Here is a 17613-nt window from a genome sequence, read left to right as displayed (position 1 = left end):
CACCAGCTAGATAGGAATGCAACCTAGGTGGTGGTGTCGAACCAGGGGGTACGCGATGAGTGAGGGGGTGGCGGCGATTCGGGAGCGGGCGGCGGGCTACTCGCCGACGCGGATCAGCATCTTCCCCGTGTTGCCGCCGCGCAGCATGCCGATGAAGCCCTCCACCGTCCGCTCGATCCCGTCGACGACCGTCTCGTCCGAGGTCACGCGTCCGGACCGCAGATGCGGGACCAGGAACTCCTCCAACTCGCCCTGTGCGTCCCGGTGGTTGCGTACGAGCACGCCCTCCAGGCGCAGGCTCTTCTCGACCACGTCGTACAGGTTGCGGGGCGCGGCGGGCGGTGTGGCGAGGTTGTTGTACTGGGCGACCGCGCCTACCCACGCGATCCGGCCATGATCACGCAGTGCCGAGATCGCGCCCTCCAGATGGTCGCCGCCCACGTTGTCCACGTACGCGTCGATGCCCTCCGGGGCCGCCTTCGCCAGCTGCTCGCCGACCGGGCCGTCGTGGTAGTCGAACGCGGCGTCGTAGCCGACCACTCGGGTCAGGAAGCCGACCTTCGCGGCCGAGCCCGCGCTGCCCACGATCCGCCCCGCGCCGAGCAGTCGCGCGATCCGCCCCGCCGCCGTGCCCACGCCGCCCGCGGCCGCCGAGACGAACAGGTCCTGGCCGGGCCGGAGTTGCAGGGTGCGGGTGAGCGCCACGTACGCGGTGAGGCCGGTGCCGCCGAGGATGCCCAGATGCGCGGAGAGCGGGACGCCTTCGTACGACCGGATCGTGCGGGTGCCGTCCGTGCCGAGGGTGACCAGGGCGTGGGTGCGCCAGCCCTGGCGGTGGAAGACGAGGTCGCCCTCGCGCAGCCCGGGGTCGCGGGAGGCGACGACACGGCCGAGCGCGCGGCCCTCCAGCGGCTCGTGCAGCGGATCGAAGTCCATGGCCTCGCGGTGGTACGGGTCCACGGAGAGGTAGAGGTTCTCCACCAGCGCGGTGCCGGGCGCCGGGTCGGGGACCGGGGCCTCGACGAAGGCGAAGTCGTCGGGGGTCGGCAGGCCCGTGGGGCGGGCGGTCTGGTGCACGGTGATCGAGGTCGTCGTCATGGATGAGGACGGTAGGCAGGAATGCGCGGGGTGGGCAGGGGGTTGCGTCGATGGAACGTGCCGATCCATCAATTCCGCTCATACGTCCAGGTGGGAGCCCCATGCCGAACGATCTCGCCCCGCGTGAACTACGGGTGCTCGTCGCGGTCGAGGAGGAGCGCAGCTTCTCCGGCGCCGCAGCGCGGCTCAGTATGGCCCAGTCGGCGGTCTCGCACTCGGTGCGTTCCAGCGAGGCGAAGATCGGCGCGGTGCTCTTCGAGCGGGGTCGCAGCGGCGCGGCCCCGACACCTGCGGGGGTGCGGGCCGCCGCTCATGCCCGGCGAGTGCTGCGGCTTCTCGACATGCTGGTGGCGGAGGCGCGCGGGGCGGCGCCGGATCCGGCCGACGACACCGTGGCGGGACCGCTGCGGATCGCCGCCTTCCGCAGCGCCGCGCTGCATCTGCTGCCGCCCGCCCTGGAACGGCTCACTGCCCGCCACCCCGGGATCGTGCCCGAGGTCAGGCTCGTACGGGAGGTGGGGCCGGGGACGGCGGGGGAGGTCGCGGCGGGGCGGGCGGATCTGGGCATCGCGACGATCGGGACGACCTCGCCGGTGCCGTCGGGGCTGGTCGGGGGCGTCCTGCTGGAGGAGGGGTATGCGCTGGTCCACCCGGCCGGGCACCCGGCGCCGCGCTCGCTGCCGCTGGTGGACTGGACCGAGAACTGCACCTCGTACACCAGGGAGTGGTGGGCCGGTCAGGAGTGGATCCCGGCGGCGACGGTTCGGGCCGAGGATGACGGAGCAGTGCTCTCGATGGTGAGCAGTGGTTTCGGTATGGCGATCATGCCGGAGTTGTCGCTGGTCGGAGCACCGCACACGGTCGAGATCACTGATCTCGGTCCGGAGCGCCCGACGCGGGACGTCGGCTATGTGACCACGCCCGAGCTCGCCTCGACGGTCGCCGTACGCGCCCTGATCCGGGAGCTGCGGGCGCTGCGGCGCTGAAGCCGCCGTCTCAGATAGTAGGAAGTCCGAGTAATTGTGGAGACAGGAGCGGGGTCCTCCCTTAGCTTTGTAGAAGCCGAACGTCTCGCTAGATCCAGCGAATGGCGGTCGCGAGCGCGGTGCCCCTTGGCAGGCAACCCCTGCGGCAGCGCTCCCCGCCCCTTCCGGCGCCCTGATATCCCCGTGATCTCAAGGAGTCGATCCCTCATGTCCGAGACGATGAACGTCCGCCGTGTCCGTCACGCTTCCCGTACGAGCGATGCCGACCGCAAGAACGCGGCGGCCGCGCTTCAGCGCGCGCTTGACCGCCGTGACAACGGGGGTGCGACCGGGCATGGGCGCGGGTAGTTGCGCGCGTTGTCGGGTGCGGGCCGGTGGGGGCTGGTCGCGCCCACGCGGCGGAGCCGCAAAATGTCACAGCCCCGCGCCCCTAAAAGCCGAAGGCCTAGGGGCGCGGGGGGACCGTTGACCTCTGCCCCTACCTACCGCGGCTGATCTCGAAGTGGTCGATCCTCGCGCCGGACTCTGCCAGGGCCGAGACCTTCATTGACGGGTGGCGGCCTGCCGACACCTCCACCGCGAGGAACGAGTAGCCGGTGTAGCGCACGCGCGACCACTCCACCGTTTCCTTCACCTTCGCGCCGCCCTTGGCCCAGTGGTACGTCGGGACGCTCTCCTGGTCCTTGACGTGGCCCTCGTAGCTGTCGGGGGCCGGGAAGTCGTAGAGCGAGCGGCCCGCGCCGCCGGCCGTGACGTAGACGATGCCGTCGCGCGTCGGGTCGGTGCGCTCGCCGACCGGGACCTTGCGGCCGACCGCGTTCGCCTTGATGGCGTCAGTGCGCTCGTACACGTGGTTGTGGCCGTTGATGACCAGGTCGACCTGGTGCTTCTCGAAGAGCGGCACCCACACGTCGCGCGCGCCGCCGTCCGAGGCGTGCCCGTTGGTGGTGGAGAAGGCGCAGTGGTGGAAGAACGCCACGATGAAGTCGACGTTCCGGTCCGCGCGCAGCTCGGCCAGACGCCGGTCCAGCCACTGGGTCTGCTTGCCCGCGCTGATCCCGAAGTTGGCGGGGATCTCGTACGAGATGTCGTTGGCGTCCAGCGCCACGACACCCACGTTGCCGTGCACGAACGAGTAGACGCCGGGCTGGTTCACCGGGTCCGGGCCGTTGCGCGGCAGGGACCAGCGGGCGTTCTGGCCGCCGTAGCCGTCGGGCGAGTACCAGGCCTCCATGTCGTGGTTGCCGGTGGTCACCATCCACGGCACGGTCTTGGCGACCGACTCCGTCTGGGCCAGGAACTGGTCCCAGGTGCGGGCGTCGTAGGTGTCGCCCGAGGTGCCCGAGCCCGACGGGTCGGCGTAGCAGATGTCGCCCGCGTGGAGGTGGAACGACGGGTTCTGACCGAGGATCAGCTGGTCGTTGCCGAGCGCGTGGTAGCTGACGCCCTGGTCGCCGAAGGCCGTGAAGGTGAACGACTCGGCGCGCTCGGGCGCGGTGGTGAAGGTGCCGAGCGTGCCCAGGTTGCGCGGGTCCGCCGGGTCGAAGCCGTCGTGGCCGACGCCGTAGTAGTACGTGGTGCCGGGCCGCAGCCGCTCCAGGCCGGCGTGCACGTAGTACTGCTCGGCCGCCGCGATCTTCCCGCCGTTGAGCGCGGGCGTGGTGAGGTGACGCACCTCGGCGCCGATGCGGTGGCTGAGCGACCACGGCTTGAGGCCGATGCGGATGTACGGACGGCGCACCGCGAACGGGACCTGCCAGGAGACCGTCATCTGGGTCTTGGCGTCCGCCCCGTACTGGAGGTGGCGGCCGAACGGCGCGACCAGCGAACCGTCCACCTGCGGCGCCGAGTTGCGCGAGGTGAGCACGGTGGGCGCGGCGTAGGCCGGCGACGACGTGGCCAGTCCGGTGCCCACCCCGGCACCGGCGATCGCTGCGGTCGCCACGGAAGTACGCAGTACGCCGCGCCTGGTCAGACGCGTCCGCAGGTACTCGTGCTGCTCGGCCATGGTCATGCGGCCGGCGAGCTTCTCGGGTATACCGAAACGAGGGATGTCCATGGCCGAAACGTCCTCTTCCCAGGCGACGCGAATCTCACCAACAGGTGAACGGGGTGCATACAGCTCCCCATGCAACTCCCCCGAATCTCCCCGCACATCACCTTGTCCAGCCATTCGGCGGCCGCCCGGAGGAACTACGTACGGGCCGTTGAGCACTACCGGGCCCGGACCGGCTCCACCGTCCGGGGGAGCGACGGGTGTCCGCATGGTGGACTCGACATGTCAACGAATGGGACGCGGAGTACGGTGCTTCCATGTCTCGCAGCATCGATCTCGCAGTGATCCCCGGTGACGGCATCGGCCAGGAAGTCGTGGCGCAGGGCCTCAAGGTCCTGAACGCGGTCCTTCCGGCGGACGTGAAGCTGGAGACCAAGGAGTACGACCTCGGCGCCCGGCGCTGGCACCGCACCGGCGAGACCCTGCCGGACGCGGAGCTCGAAGCGCTCAGGACCCACGACGCGATCCTGCTCGGCGCGATCGGCGACCCGAGCGTGCCGTCCGGCGTCCTGGAGCGCGGGCTGCTCCTCAAGCTGCGCTTCGCCTTCGACCACTTCATCAACCTGCGCCCGTCGAAGCTGTTCCCGAACACCGCGACCCCGCTGGCCGGGCGTCCCGACATCGACTTCGTGGTGGTCCGCGAGGGCACCGAGGGCCCGTACACGGGCAACGGCGGCTCGCTGCGCACCGGTACGCCGGCCGAGGTCGCCACCGAGGTCAGCGTCAACACCGCGTACGGCGTGGAGCGGGTGGTGCGGGACGCGTTCGCGCGGGCCCAGGCGCGGCCGCGCAAGAAGCTGACGCTGGTCCACAAGAACAACGTCCTCGTCTTCGCCGGCCACCTGTGGAAGAACATCTTCGACACGGTGGCGAAGGAGTACCCGGACGTCACCACCGACTATCTGCACGTCGACGCCGCGACGATCTTCTTCGTCACCCAGCCCGAGCGCTTCGACGTGATCGTCACCGACAACCTCTTCGGCGACATCCTGACCGACCTCGCCGCGGCCGTGACCGGCGGCATCGGCCTGGCCGCGTCCGGCAACATCAACCCGACCGGCGCGTTCCCCTCGATGTTCGAGCCCGTGCACGGCTCGGCGCCGGACATCGCGGGCCAGGGCAAGGCCGACCCGACCGCCACGGTCCTCTCGGTCGCCCTGCTCCTGCGCCACCTCGGTTACGAGGCCGAGGCGGCCCGGATCGAGGACGCCGTCCAGGCCGATCTGGCCGCGCGGGACGGCTCCGCCCGCACCACGGACGAGATCGGCGACGCGCTCGCCGTACGCGTATCGGGCTGACCCGAGCGCTCTTCCTCACGAAAGCCGCCGGGTCGCACCAGAACCCGGCGGCTTTTCCTGTACGGCCCCGGGGTGCCACCATCATTCCCGGGCCGCAACCACACCACTTCTGTCATGGTCCCGCACGAGCGATAATCGAACGTGGGACCGCGGCATGCGGAAAGCTCGGACGTCCAAGCAGTAGGGGACGTGCGGGCTGCGGTCCGACCCACACAACCGGTGAAGGACACGCAACCATGACGACGCCCACGATCGAGCTCAAGCCCTCCGCGAACCCGCTGTCGGACGCGGAGCGTGACGCGATCCTGGCCGGCCCCGGATTCGGCCGCCACTTCACCGATCACATGGTGACGGTGAAGTGGACCGAGGGGCGCGGCTGGCACGACGCGGAGCTTGTCCCGTACGCGCCGCTGTCGATGGACCCGGCGAACATGACGCTGCACTACGCGCAGACGATCTTCGAGGGCCTGAAGGCCTACCGCCAGCCCGACGGTACGGTGGCGACCTTCCGCCCCGAGGCCAACGCGGAGCGCTTCCGCGCCTCGGCCCGCCGGATGGCGATGCCCGAGCTGCCGGACGAGCTGTTCATCGGCGCCTGTGACGCGCTGATCCAGCAGGACAAGGCGTGGGTGCCGCCGTCGACCGGCGAGGCGTCGCTGTACCTGCGCCCGTTCATGATCGCGAGCGAGGTCGGGCTGGGTGTGCGCCCGGCCAACGAGTACCTGTTCATCGTGATCGCCTCGCCCGCCGGGGCGTACTTCCCGGGCGGCGTGAAGCCCGTCTCGGTCTGGCTCTCCGAGGAGTACGTGCGGGCCGTCAAGGGCGGCACGGGCGCGGCCAAGACCGGCGGCAACTACGCGGCGTCCCTCGTCGCCCAGGCCGAGGCGGCCGAGCACGGGTGCGACCAGGTGGTCTGGCTGGACGCGGTGGAGCACCGGTGGATCGAGGAGATGGGGGGGATGAACCTGTACTTCGTGTACGGCGACCGCATCGTGACACCCTCTCTGACGGGCTCGCTGCTCCCGGGCATCACCCGCGACTCCCTCCTGAAGATCGCCCGTGACCTCGGCTACACGGCGGAGGAGGGGCGGATCTCCACGGACGACTGGAAGCGGGACAACGAGGCCGGGACGCTGACGGAGGTGTTCGCCTGCGGTACGGCCGCGGTGATCACGCCGGTGGGTTCGGTTAAGTCGGCCCGGGCGAACTGGACGCAGGGGGACGGTGAGCCGGGCGAGGTCACGATGCGTCTGCGCCAGGCGCTCTTGGACCTCCAGATGGGCCGGTCCGCGGACACGCACGGCTGGATGCACCCCCTGGGCTAGGGGCTTTCACCTGCGGATCGTGCTGGGTTGCTCGCGCCCACGCGGCGGAGCCGCAAATCGACACAGCCCCGCGCCCCTAAGAGGGCCCTCCGGGCCCATCAAGGGGCGCGGGGAACTGCGCGACCAGCCCCCACCGGCCGGCAGGCAAAACGCGGGCCTCAACTCACCTCCACCCCCGGAGGGTTCAGGGAAGGGGTGGGGTGGGGGACTCGGCCTCGGGTCAGGGTCGCGTACGTGGCGCCTCCCACCAGCCCCGACAGCAGGAAGCTGACGTCCACCCCGCCCGTGAACCGGAGCAGCGGACCCTCGTAGCCCGGCAACGACACCGCCAGCAGGCCCGCCCCGGCGCCGAGCGCCCACGCAACCACGGCCCGCCAGTTCCACCCGCCCCGGTACCAGTACACCCCGCCCCGCGAACGCCGGTTGAAGACCTGGAGCGCGTCCGCGTCGTACACACCCCGGCAGCGGACGAAGCCGATCAGAGTGATCACCGCCCACGGCGTGCCTATCGCCGTCAGGAGCAGCACGAACGACGTCATCGCCGCCTGCGCGTCCCACGCGTAATGGCCCGCGAAGACGCACACCGTCGCCACCCCCGCCACCGCGAACGTCGCCTGCGTCCGCGACGCACGCGGCAGGATCGCGTCCAGGTCGAGGCCCATCGAATACAGCATCAGGCCCGCGTTGCCCACCGAACCCGCCGACGCCGCGAGCAGGAGCGGGACCAGGTACCAACCGGGGGACGCGGCGACCAGCGGGCCCGCGTAGTCCGCCGCCGCCCGCGCCGCGTACGCCGTGAACGTGCCGAACAGCTGCGGCACCAGAAGTCCCGCGACCAGGCCCAGCCACGTCGCGTGGAGCACGCGGCGCGGGGTGTGGCGGGTGGGGGAGATGTAGCGCGTGTAGTCGCCGAGCAGCGTGATGAACGCGATCGGGCCGCTCAGACCCGCTGCCACCAGCCCCAGCAGCCACGTCGGCCAGAACGAGCCGAGGAGGTAGCCGCCCGCGTCCGGGAGCGCCGCCGAAGTGAAGTGGGGGGCGTACGCCGCCACGCCCAGGACCAGCAGCGCCGTCATCCCGAACGCCAGGAACCGCGACAGCCGCAGCAGCACCCGGTACCCGTACACCGCGCCGATCACCGTCGCCGCCGCCAGCACCGCGTACACGATCCCGTACGAGACTCCGCCCGTCGGCAGGCCGAAGAGGCGGTGCAGCACGCCCGTCATCGCGTCGCCGCCGATCCACACCGTGAGCGCGGTGTAGCCGAGGGACAGCAGCAGGCCGACCACCGAACCGACCAGGCGGCCGCGTACGCCGAACTGCGCGCCCGACGACGTCGACAGGTTCGTCGCCGTGCGCAGGGACACCAGCGCCAGCGGGGCGGTGAGCAGCGTGCCGACCAGCGTGCCCGCGACGATCGCGGTCACCGACGCCCACCAGCCGAGGCCGAAGGAGACCGGCAGCCAGCCGAAGACGATCACGCCGAGGCAGAGGTTGGAGCCGAGCAGGATCGACACCAGATCGCGGGGGCCGCTGGTGCGTTCCGCCTCCGGGATCGTGTCGACTCCGCGTTGTTCGATCTGCATGGGCTGCCCCTGACGCTCGACGGCCGTGACGCTCGATGGCCTGATTTCGACGTTCCGGTTATTTGAGTGGCGTTCAATGTCGGCCATCGTCGCTGGACGCGTCAACCCCTTGTCTCACGGATTTATGCGGTTAGAGTGGTGTTCTAATCGGAGGTGTGGTGCGTGCGACTTACCCCTACAGAACGTGACCGGCTGCTGCTCTTCGGCGCCGCCGAGCTCGCCCGGGCCCGCCGGGCGCGCGGCCTGAAGCTGAACGTCCCGGAGGCGACCGCGCTCATCGCGGACACCGTCTGCGAGGCGGCCCGCGACGGGCACCGGCTCGCCGACGCGATCGCGGCGGCCCGGAGCGTGCTCGGCCCCGACGACGTGCTGCCGGGCGTCGCCGACGTGGTCACCGAGGTGCATGTCGAGGCCGTCTTCGACGACGGCTCGCGGCTCGCCGTGGTCCCCGCGCCGATCCGAGGTGGCGAACCGCTCGGCGAGGACGCGCCCGGCGCCGTACTGCCCGGGCCGCAGAGCCCGGACCCCGAGCCCGCCGTCCGGCTGACCGTGCGCAACACCGCCGCCGTCCCCGTCAGCGTCACCTCGCACTTCCACTTCTTCGAGGCCAACCCGCGTCTCGACTTCGACCGCGCCGCCGCGTACGGGATGCGGCTGTGCGTACCCGCCGGGTCCTCGGTCCGGTTCGACCCCGGCGGCGAGGGCGAGGTCGGGCTCGTCCCGATCGGCGGCGCCCGGATCGCCATCGGCTTCGCCGGACTGGTCGACGGGCCGCTGGACGCGCCCGGCGCCAAGGAAGAGGCCCTGCGCCGGGCCGCCGCCTGCGGCTATCTCGGCGTGCCCGGAGGCGTCCCCGAAGGCGTCCGCGAAAGCGTCACCGAAGGCCCCGAAGGAGGAACCGCATGAGCAGGCCCAGCAGTCACAGCGACCACTGCGCGCCCGGCAGCCGCCATATCGACCCGCAGGAGTACGCGGCCGTCTTCGGACCCCGGGCCGGGGACCGGATCAGGCTCGGCGACTCGGGGCTCACCGTCCGCGTCGAGTCCGACGCCCAGCGCCCCGGCGACGAATTCCTCGCCGGGTTCGGCAAGACCGCACGCGACGGGCTGCACCTGAAGGCCGCGGCCGTCCGCGAGACCTGTGACGTCGTGATCAGCAACGTCGTCGTCATCGACGCCGTCCTCGGCATCCGCAAGGTCTCCATCGGCATCCGCGAGGGCCGTATCCACGCGATCGGGCGGGCCGGGAACCCGGACACGCTCGACGGGGTGGACGTCGTCGTCGGCACCGGGACCAGCATCGTCTCCGGCGAAGGGCTCATCGCCACCGCCGGAGCCGTGGACACCCATGTGCATCTGCTCTCGCCGCGCATCATGGAGGCCTCGCTCTCCTCCGGGGTCACCACGCTCATCGGCCAGGAGTTCGGGCCGGTGTGGGGCGTGGGCGTCAACTCGCCCTGGGCGCTGCGCAACGCCTTCGCCGCCTTCGACGCCTGGCCCGTCAACATCGGCTTCCTGGGCCGGGGTTCGTCCTCCGACGGCGCCCCGCTGGTGGAGGCGCTGGCCGAGGGCGGGGCCTGCGGCTTCAAGGTGCACGAGGACATGGGCGCGCACACCCGCGCCCTGGACACGGCCCTGCGCGTCGCCGAGGAGCACGACGTCCAGGTCGCCCTGCACAGCGACGGCCTCAACGAGTGCCTGTCGGTGGAGGACACCCTGCGCGTGCTGGAGGGGCGTACGATCCACGCCTTCCACATCGAAGGGTGCGGCGGCGGGCATGTACCCAATGTGCTGAAGATGGCGGGCGTGCCCAACGTCATCGGCTCGTCCACCAACCCGACCCTGCCGTTCGGCCGGGACGCGGTCGCCGAGCACTACGGGATGATCGTCTCCGTACACGGCCTCAAGCCCGATCTGCCCGGCGACGCCGCCATGGCGCGCGACCGCATCCGGGCCGGGACGATGGGCGCCGAGGACGTGCTGCACGACCTGGGCGCGATCGGCATCACCTCGTCCGACGCCCAGGGCATGGGCCGTGCGGGCGAGACGGTGCGCCGCACCTTCGCCATGGCCGGGAAGATGAAGGCCGAGCTCGGCCCCATGGAGGGCGACGGCGAGGGCGACGACAACGCGCGCGTGCTGCGCTACATCGCCAAGCTGACCATCAACCCCGCGATCGCGCACGGCCTTTCGCACGAGATCGGCTCCATCGAGGTCGGCAAGCTCGCCGACATCGTGCTGTGGCGGCCCGCCTTCTTCGGCGCCAAGCCGCAGATGGTGCTCAAGTCCGGCTTCCCCGCGTGGGGCGTTACGGGTGATCCGAACGCGGCCACCGAGACCTGTGAACCGTTGGTCCTCGGCCCGCTGTTCGGCGCCCACGGTGCCACGCCCGCCGAGCTCTCCGTCGCCTTCGTCGCCCGGGCCGCCGTCGAGCAGGGCGGCGACCTGATGCCGACCCGCCGGCGCCGGGTCGCCGTGCGCGGCACCCGGGGCATCGGCCCGGCCGACCTGCTGCTCAACTCCCGTACCGGAGCCGTGGACGTGGACGGCCGCACCGGTCTGGTCACCCTCGACGGCGACCCGCTGCGCTCCGAGCCCGCCGAGTCCGTCTCCCTCAACCGCCTCTACTTCCTGTAAGGATCCCTCTCATGACTGCTGCCGCCGACGGCTTCCGGATGCCCGCCGAGTGGACCCCGCACGAGCGGACCTGGATGGCCTGGCCGGGCCCCAACGTCACGTTCCCGAACGAGGCCGAGCTCGCCGAGTCGCGCGCGGCCTGGGCCGCCGTCGCCCGGGCCGTACGCCGCTTCGAGCCGGTCACCGTCGTCTGCGGCCCCGGCCAGAGCGCCGAGGCGGCCGCCCTGCTCGGCCCGGACATCGACCTGGTGGAGCGCGAGCTCGACGACGCCTGGATGCGCGACATCGGCCCCACGTTCCTGACCAACGGCTCGGAACTGGCCGCCGTGGACTGGACGTTCAACGGCTGGGGCGCCCAGGACTGGGCGCGCTGGGAGCACGACGCCAAGATCGGCGCGTATGTCTCGGATCTCGCCGGGGCGCGTACGTACACGTCTCAGCTGGTCAACGAGGGCGGCGCGATACACGTCGACGGCGAGGGCACGGTGCTGCTCACCGAGACCGTGCAGCTCGGGCCCGAGCGCAATCCGCACTGGACGCGCGAGGAGGTCGAGGCGGAGATCCACTCCATGCTCGGCACCCGCAAGGCGATCTGGCTGCCGCGCGGCCTGACCGCCGACTACCCCCCGCACGGCTACGGCACGCTCGGCCACGTCGACATCGTGGCCGCGTTCGCCCGCCCCGGCGTGGTCGTCGCGCACACCCAGCCCGACCCGGCCCACCCCGACCACGAGGTGTGCAAGGAGAACGTGGCGCTGCTGCGCTCCCAGACCGACGCCCGGGGCCGGAGCCTCGAAGTCGTCGAGATCCCCGCCCCGACCGTGGTCGCCGACGACGAGGGCTGGGTCGACTACTCGTATATCAACCACTACCTCTGCAACGGCGGCGTCGTCCTGTGCGGCTTCGACGACCCCAGGGACGAGCAGGCGGCCGGGATCTTCCGGCGGCTGTTCCCGGAGCGGACCGTGACCCTCGTGGACGCACGTACGATCTTCGCGGGGGGCGGTGGCATCCACTGCATCACCCAGCAGCAGCCCAGGGTGGGATCCAGAGGGATCTAGGAGGAGTGGCATGGCCGGTCCGGCCCGCGCGCGCAGGAACGCGCCGCCGCGCGAGGAAGTGCTGGCCGCCGCCATGGCCACGATCGCCGAGCGCGGTCTGGACGGCCTGACCATGGCCGGACTCGGCCGCGAGGTCGGCATGTCCAGCGGCCATCTCCTCTACTACTTCCACAGCAAGGACGAGCTGCTGCTCCAGACCCTGGAGTGGAGCGAGGGGCAGCTCGGCGGCGAGCGCCGGGCGCTGCTCTCGCGGCCGGGCACGGTCCGCGAGCGCCTGGACGGCTATGTCGACCTGTACGTCCCGGACGGGCCGCGCGATCCGCACTGGATCCTGTGGCTGGAGGTCTGGAACCGCTCGCAGAACGCCGACGGCGAGGCCCGCGCCCGCCAGGCCGCCATCGAGGGCGCCTGGCACCGCGACCTGGTCGCGCTGATCGCCGAGGGCGTCTCCCACGGCGAGTTCCGCCCGGTCGACGCGGACCGTTTCGCGGCCCGCCTGCGCGCGCTGCTCGACGGCTTCAGCGTCCATGTGGCGGTCGGCCTGCCGGGCACCGGACGGGCCCAAGTGCTCGACCACGTACGGGAGTTCGTGGACGAGTCGCTGGCCGCGCCCGCGACCGGCCGCTGAACACAACGTACGCAAGTACGCCTTATCGTTGCGTCCACCACCCTTGTCGGCCCGTCCGACCTGGGCCAACGTGATCGTTCATGGGACGAGAGCAGTGGAAGAAGATCTGGGTCGGCTCGGCCGGGAACATGGTCGAGTGGTTCGACTGGTTCGTGTACGCGACCTTCGCGGTGTACTTCGCGGACGCGTTCTTCCCCAAGGGGAACGACACCGCGAACCTGATGAACACCATGGGGATCTTCGCCGTCGGCTTCTTCATGCGGCCGGTGGGCGGCTGGTTCCTCGGCCGCATCGGCGACCGGCGCGGCCGCAAGGCGGCGCTCACCCTGACCGTCACGCTGATGTCGGCCTCCGCGATCCTGATCGCGGTGGCGCCGACGTACGGCGTGGCCGGATACGGGGGAGTGGCGGTCCTGCTCGTCGCGCGACTGCTCCAGGGCCTGTCGGTGGGCGGTGAGTACGCGGCCAGCGCGACCTATCTGACCGAGGCGTCCACCCCCGAGCGGCGCGGCTTCGCCTCCAGCTTCCAGTACGTGTCGATGACCGCGGGCCAGCTCGTCGGCCTCGGCCTCCAGATCGTCATGCAGCGCACGATGTCCGAGGACGCGCTGCACAGCTGGGGCTGGCGCATCCCGTTCATCGTGGGCGCGCTCGGCGCGGCGATCGTCTTCTATCTGCGGCGCTCGATGCTGGAGACCGAGGTGTACGCGGAGTCGGGCGCGGCGCGCGACGACGACCGGGGCACGCTGAAGGCGCTGTGGCGCCACCGCCGGGAGGCGTTCCTGGTAGTCGCGCTGACGATGGGCGGCACGGTCGCGTACTACACGTACACCACGTATCTGACGAAGTTCCTCTCCAAGAGCGCGGGCATGGAGAAGCAGACGGCCTCGCTGGTCAGCTTCTGCGCGCTGTTCGTCTTCATGTGCCTCCAGCCGCTGGCCGGGATGCTCTCGGACCGGATCGGGCGCCGCCCGCTGCTGATCACCTTCGCGGTCGGCTCGACGTTCCTGACCGTGCCGATCATGACCATGCTCAAGCACGCGGGCACGTTCTGGCCCGCCTTCGGCCTGGCGCTGCTCGCGCTGGTCGTGGTCACCGGCTACACCTCGATCAACGCGTGCGTGAAGGCGGAGCTGTTCCCGACCGGCATCCGAGCCCTGGGCGTCGCCCTCCCGTACGCCGTCGCCAACGCCCTGTTCGGCGGCACGGCGGAATACGTGGCCCTGTGGTTCAAGAAGGGCGGCATCGAGTCGGGCTTCTACTGGTACGTGGCGGGCTGCGCGGCGGTGAGCCTGGTGGTGTACCTGACGATGCGCGAGACGCGGGACATCGACCTGAACCGTGTCACCGCGCCCGCCGCCGTCACTCCCGCTCCCGCCGAGGCGGACGGGGTGCCCGCATCCTGAGACCCCGGCCCACCCCTCGTGCGGCGTATGGCAGACTGCGGACCGTGCTCGCTTTCATGATGATTATGGACAGCAGCGCGCCGGTCCGCAGTGACCGCTGAAACCGCGGCAAACCCCCGCGGCAGCGGACATCGTGCCCCAGACCCGCGCGCAGACCCTTCGCACCCGCGAGGGGTTTTTTCGTTTCCCGGCCCACCACGGCCGGAGGCGAGCGGCACGCGATGATGGGGGCAAGTGGAGCCAGACGAATCCGGAGCCACTCACCCGACAGGAGTCACCGAGCATGACGACCAACGAGGCATCCGAAGAGAGCCATCGCGTCGACGACAGCTTCCACGTCTTCGACACGACGCTGCGCGACGGCGCCCAGCGCGAGGGCATCAACCTCACTGTCGCGGACAAGCTCACGATCGCACGGCACCTGGACGACTTCGGGGTCGGTTTCATCGAGGGCGGCTGGCCGGGCGCCAACCCCCGCGACACCGAGTTCTTCGCCCGCGCCAAGCAGGAGATCAGCTTCAGGAACGCCCAGCTGGTCGCGTTCGGCGCCACCCGCCGCCCGGGCGGCAGCGCGGCCACGGACCCGCAGGTCAAGGCGCTGCTGGCGTCCGGTGCGCCGGTGATCACGCTGGTCGCCAAGTCCCATGACCGCCATGTCGAGCTCGCCCTGCGCACCACGCTGGACGAGAACCTGGAGATGGTCCGGGACACGGTCTCGCATCTGCGCGAGCAGGGACGGCGGGTCTTCGTCGACTGCGAGCACTTCTTCGACGGCTACCGGGCCAACCCCGAGTACGCCAAGTCGGTCGTCCGGGCCGCCAGCGAGGCGGGCGCCGACGTCGTCATCCTCTGCGACACCAACGGCGGCATGCTGCCCGCCCAGATCCAGGCCGTGGTCGCCACCGTCCTCGCCGACACCGGCGCCCGGCTCGGCATCCACGCCCAGGACGACACGGGCTGCGCCGTCGCCAACACCCTCGCGGCCGTCGACGCGGGCGCCACCCACGTCCAGTGCACCGCCAACGGTTACGGCGAGCGCGTCGGCAACGCCAACCTCTTCCCGGTCGTCGCCGCCCTGGAGCTGAAGTACGGCAAGACGGTGCTGCCCGAGGGCGCGCTCGCCGAGATGACCCGGATCTCGCACGCGATCGCCGAGGTCGTCAACCTCACCCCCGCCACCCACCAGCCGTACGTCGGCGTCTCCGCGTTCGCGCACAAGGCCGGGCTGCACGCCTCCGCGATCAAGGTCGACCCGGACCTCTACCAGCACATCGACCCGGGCCTGGTGGGCAACCGGATCCGGATGCTGGTCTCCGACATGGCGGGCCGCGCCTCCATCGAGCTCAAGGGCAAGGAGCTCGGCGTCGACCTCGGCGGCGACCGCGAACTGGTCGCCCGCGTCGTCGCCCGCGTCAAGGAGCGCGAGCTCAAGGGCTATACGTACGAGGCCGCCGACGCCTCCTTCGAGCTGCTGCTGCGCGCCGAGGCGGAGGGCCGGGCCCGCAAGTACTTCCGGGTCGAGTCCTGGCGCGCCATCGTCGAGGACCGCCCCGACGGCACCCACGCCAACGAGGCGACGGTGAAGCTGTGGGCCAAGGGCGAGCGGATCGTGGCGGTGGCGGAGGGCAATGGCCCCGTCAACGCGCTCGACCGGGCGCTGCGGGTGGGCCTTGAGCGCATCTACCCGCAGCTCGCCAAGCTGGAACTGGTCGACTACAAGGTCCGCATCCTGGAGGGCCGCCACGGCACCGACTCCACCACCCGCGTCCTGATCACCACGACGGACGGCTCCGGCGAATGGTCCACGGTAGGAGTCGCCACCAACATCATCGGCGCGTCCTGGGGCGCGCTTGAGGACGCGTACACCTATGGCCTGCTGCGGGCCGGGGTGGTTCCGGCGGAGTAAGGGGCCCGGGGTTCGTCTGCGGGTGAGTGGGGGCTGATCGCGCAGTTCCCCGCGCCCCTAAAGATCTCGGGCTGAGCTGAGTACCCCGGCTGCGGCCGACTACCTGAGGGGCGCGGGGAACTGCGCGACCAGCCCCCACCGGTCCGCAGGTGAACTCAGGGGCCGGGGCGCAGCCCCGGAGGGTTTGTCCGTTTCGTGAGGTAGCTTCGGAAGCATGAGGTTCCGCGTACTGCTCGCGTCCACCGCCGCCGCACTGATCGCCCTGGCCCCCGTGGCCACGGCCACCGCCGTGCCCGCCGCCCCCGCCGCATCCGGCGTGGCCGAGGTCGCCGCCGCGCTCAAGAAGGCGCCGGTGTACGTCGACCCCGCCGCCGCCGGACAGCTCTCGACGGCGCAGGCCGACGCGCTCGCCAAGAAGATCAAGGACGCCGACAAGCCGCTGTTCGTCGCCGTGCTGCCCGCGACCTCCGCGTTCCCCAAGGACACGCTGCTGCGGAACCTGCGCACCGACACCGGCGTCACCGGTCTGTACGCGGTCCGCCTCGGCGACGCGTTCAACGCGGGCGCGGACCGCAAGGTCATGCCGCAGCAGGCCGTCGAGAACCTGAAGAGCGCGGTACGGGCGCCGGGCACCGCCGCCGACGCGTCGACGCAGCTCAACGCCTTCGTCGACCAGGCGCTTCCGACCATGCGCGGCCGCGCCCCGTCCTCCTGGGGCGGCGGCTCGGGTTCGAACGGAGGGGTGTCGTCCACCGCGCTGATCGCCACCGGCGCGGTCGTCGTCGCGGGCGGCGCCGGGGCGTACGCGCTGGTGCGGCGCAGCCGCAGGAAGAAGGCCGAGGAGGAGCGGGCCGCGCTCCAGCGGCTCCAGGTGGTCGTCGACGAGGACATCACCGCGTTCGGCGAGGAGCTGGACCGGCTCGACTTCCACCCGGCCGAGGCGGGCGCCGACGACGCGATGCGCGCCGACTACGAGCGCGCCCTCGACTCGTACGAGACCTCCAAGACCTTGATGGCGGCGGCTCAACACCCCAGTGATGTGCGCGGGGTGACGCAGGCGCTTGAGGACGGGCGGTTCTCGCTCGCCACGCTCGCCGCCCGCCGCGAGCACAAGCCGCTGCCCGAGCGGCGCGCGCCCTGCTTCTTCGACCCGCGCCACGGGCCGTCCGTCCAGGACGCCACCTGGGCCCCGGCGGGCGGGGCGGCGCGCGAGGTGCCGGTGTGCCTGGCGGACGCGACCCGGCTGCGCGACGGCCAGGACCCGATGGTCCGCGAGGTCGACACCGACCAGGGCCGCCGCCCGTACTACGACGCCGGTCCCGCGTACGGCCCCTGGGCCGGCGGCTACTTCGGCGGCGGCATCCTGCCCGGCCTGCTGATGGGCACGATGCTCGGCTCGATGCTCTCGACCCCGGCGTACGCGGCCGACTACGGCGGCGCCGACTTCGCGGGCCAGAACTACGACGGCGGCGACGTCTCCGGCGCCGACTTCAACTCCTCCGATTTCGGCGGGGGTTGGGGCGACGGAGGAGGCGGTGGCGGCGACGGTGGCGGCTTCGGGGGCGGGGACTGGTAGAAGCCGGCCTGCCGGTGGACGAGGCGACGGCGGCCTTCCTCGCGGCGGCCG

Annotated in this window: 14 protein-coding genes; 11 read left to right on the top strand and 3 right to left on the bottom strand. The window is 71.4% G+C overall.

Annotation, left to right across the window (positions count from 1 at the left end):
* Positions 1-96: 96 nt before the first annotated feature.
* Complete coding sequence (locus BG418_RS40580; protein WP_188275595.1) at positions 97-1098, bottom strand: NADP-dependent oxidoreductase; 1002 nt, start codon at positions 1096-1098, stop codon at positions 97-99.
* A 101-nt stretch (positions 1099-1199) separates the two neighbouring features.
* Here BG418_RS40580 and BG418_RS21590 point away from each other — a divergent pair, with 101 nt between their 5' ends.
* Both BG418_RS21590 and BG418_RS21585 read left to right on the top strand, forming a co-directional pair.
* The gene (locus tag BG418_RS21590; protein ID WP_188275594.1) at positions 1200-2084 is read left to right on the top strand and encodes a LysR family transcriptional regulator; all 885 of its coding nucleotides are present in this window, start codon (positions 1200-1202) and stop codon (positions 2082-2084) included.
* A gap of 207 nt (positions 2085-2291) precedes the next feature.
* Entirely contained in the window at positions 2292-2432 is a 141-nt protein-coding gene (locus tag BG418_RS21585) for a hypothetical protein (RefSeq protein ID WP_188275593.1), read from the top strand.
* 130 nt (positions 2433-2562) lie between these two features.
* On the opposite strand, the gene BG418_RS21580 is transcribed toward BG418_RS21585, so the two are convergent.
* Positions 2563-4143: a metallophosphoesterase family protein gene (locus BG418_RS21580; protein WP_188275592.1), complete on the bottom strand. Its 1581-nt coding sequence runs from the start codon at positions 4141-4143 to the stop codon at positions 2563-2565.
* A gap of 254 nt (positions 4144-4397) precedes the next feature.
* On the opposite strand from BG418_RS21580, the gene BG418_RS21575 reads away from it, so the two are divergent.
* The gene (locus tag BG418_RS21575) at positions 4398-5438 is read left to right on the top strand and encodes a 3-isopropylmalate dehydrogenase (protein WP_067161675.1); all 1041 of its coding nucleotides are present in this window, start codon (positions 4398-4400) and stop codon (positions 5436-5438) included.
* A 236-nt stretch (positions 5439-5674) separates the two neighbouring features.
* A complete protein-coding gene (locus tag BG418_RS21570; protein WP_188275591.1) occupies positions 5675-6763 on the top strand; it encodes a branched-chain amino acid aminotransferase in 1089 nt (362 codons plus the stop codon).
* Between the two features lie 158 nt (positions 6764-6921).
* On the opposite strand, the gene BG418_RS21565 is transcribed toward BG418_RS21570, so the two are convergent.
* Positions 6922-8349 (bottom strand): cytosine permease, encoded by a 1428-nt coding sequence (locus BG418_RS21565; RefSeq protein WP_188275590.1) that lies wholly within the window; start codon positions 8347-8349, stop codon positions 6922-6924.
* A 162-nt stretch (positions 8350-8511) separates the two neighbouring features.
* Between BG418_RS21565 and ureA the strand changes: the two genes are divergently transcribed.
* The 7 genes from ureA to BG418_RS21530 all read left to right on the top strand — a co-directional run bounded on the left by ureA (position 8512) and on the right by BG418_RS21530 (position 17562).
* The gene (gene ureA / locus BG418_RS21560; RefSeq protein WP_188275589.1) at positions 8512-9255 is read left to right on the top strand and encodes an urease subunit gamma; all 744 of its coding nucleotides are present in this window, start codon (positions 8512-8514) and stop codon (positions 9253-9255) included.
* Entirely contained in the window at positions 9252-10985 is a 1734-nt protein-coding gene (locus tag BG418_RS21555; protein WP_188275588.1) for an urease subunit alpha, read from the top strand. Before ureA ends, BG418_RS21555 begins: the two co-directional genes overlap by 4 nt.
* 11 nt (positions 10986-10996) lie before the next feature.
* Positions 10997-12046: an agmatine/peptidylarginine deiminase gene (locus tag BG418_RS21550; protein ID WP_188275587.1), complete on the top strand. Its 1050-nt coding sequence runs from the start codon at positions 10997-10999 to the stop codon at positions 12044-12046.
* Positions 12047-12056: 10 nt separating this feature from the next.
* Positions 12057-12674: a TetR/AcrR family transcriptional regulator gene (locus BG418_RS21545; protein ID WP_188275586.1), complete on the top strand. Its 618-nt coding sequence runs from the start codon at positions 12057-12059 to the stop codon at positions 12672-12674.
* Between the two features lie 80 nt (positions 12675-12754).
* Positions 12755-14080, top strand: coding sequence for an MFS transporter (locus tag BG418_RS21540; RefSeq protein WP_188275585.1), 1326 nt, complete (start codon positions 12755-12757; stop codon positions 14078-14080).
* A gap of 283 nt (positions 14081-14363) precedes the next feature.
* Positions 14364-15986 carry a citramalate synthase gene (cimA, locus tag BG418_RS21535; RefSeq protein ID WP_188275584.1) on the top strand — a complete coding sequence of 541 codons (1623 nt, stop codon included), beginning with the start codon at positions 14364-14366 and terminating at the stop codon, positions 15984-15986.
* Positions 15987-16200: 214 nt separating this feature from the next.
* On the top strand, positions 16201-17562 hold the full coding sequence (locus tag BG418_RS21530; RefSeq protein ID WP_188275583.1) for a hypothetical protein: 1362 nt from the start codon (positions 16201-16203) through the stop codon (positions 17560-17562).
* The last annotated feature ends 51 nt before the right edge of the window (positions 17563-17613 follow it).

This window comes from Streptomyces sp. CBMA152 (assembly GCF_014596475.1).
Taxonomy (GTDB): domain Bacteria; phylum Actinomycetota; class Actinomycetes; order Streptomycetales; family Streptomycetaceae; genus Streptomyces.
This window is presented reverse-complemented; position numbering and strand designations above follow the sequence as displayed.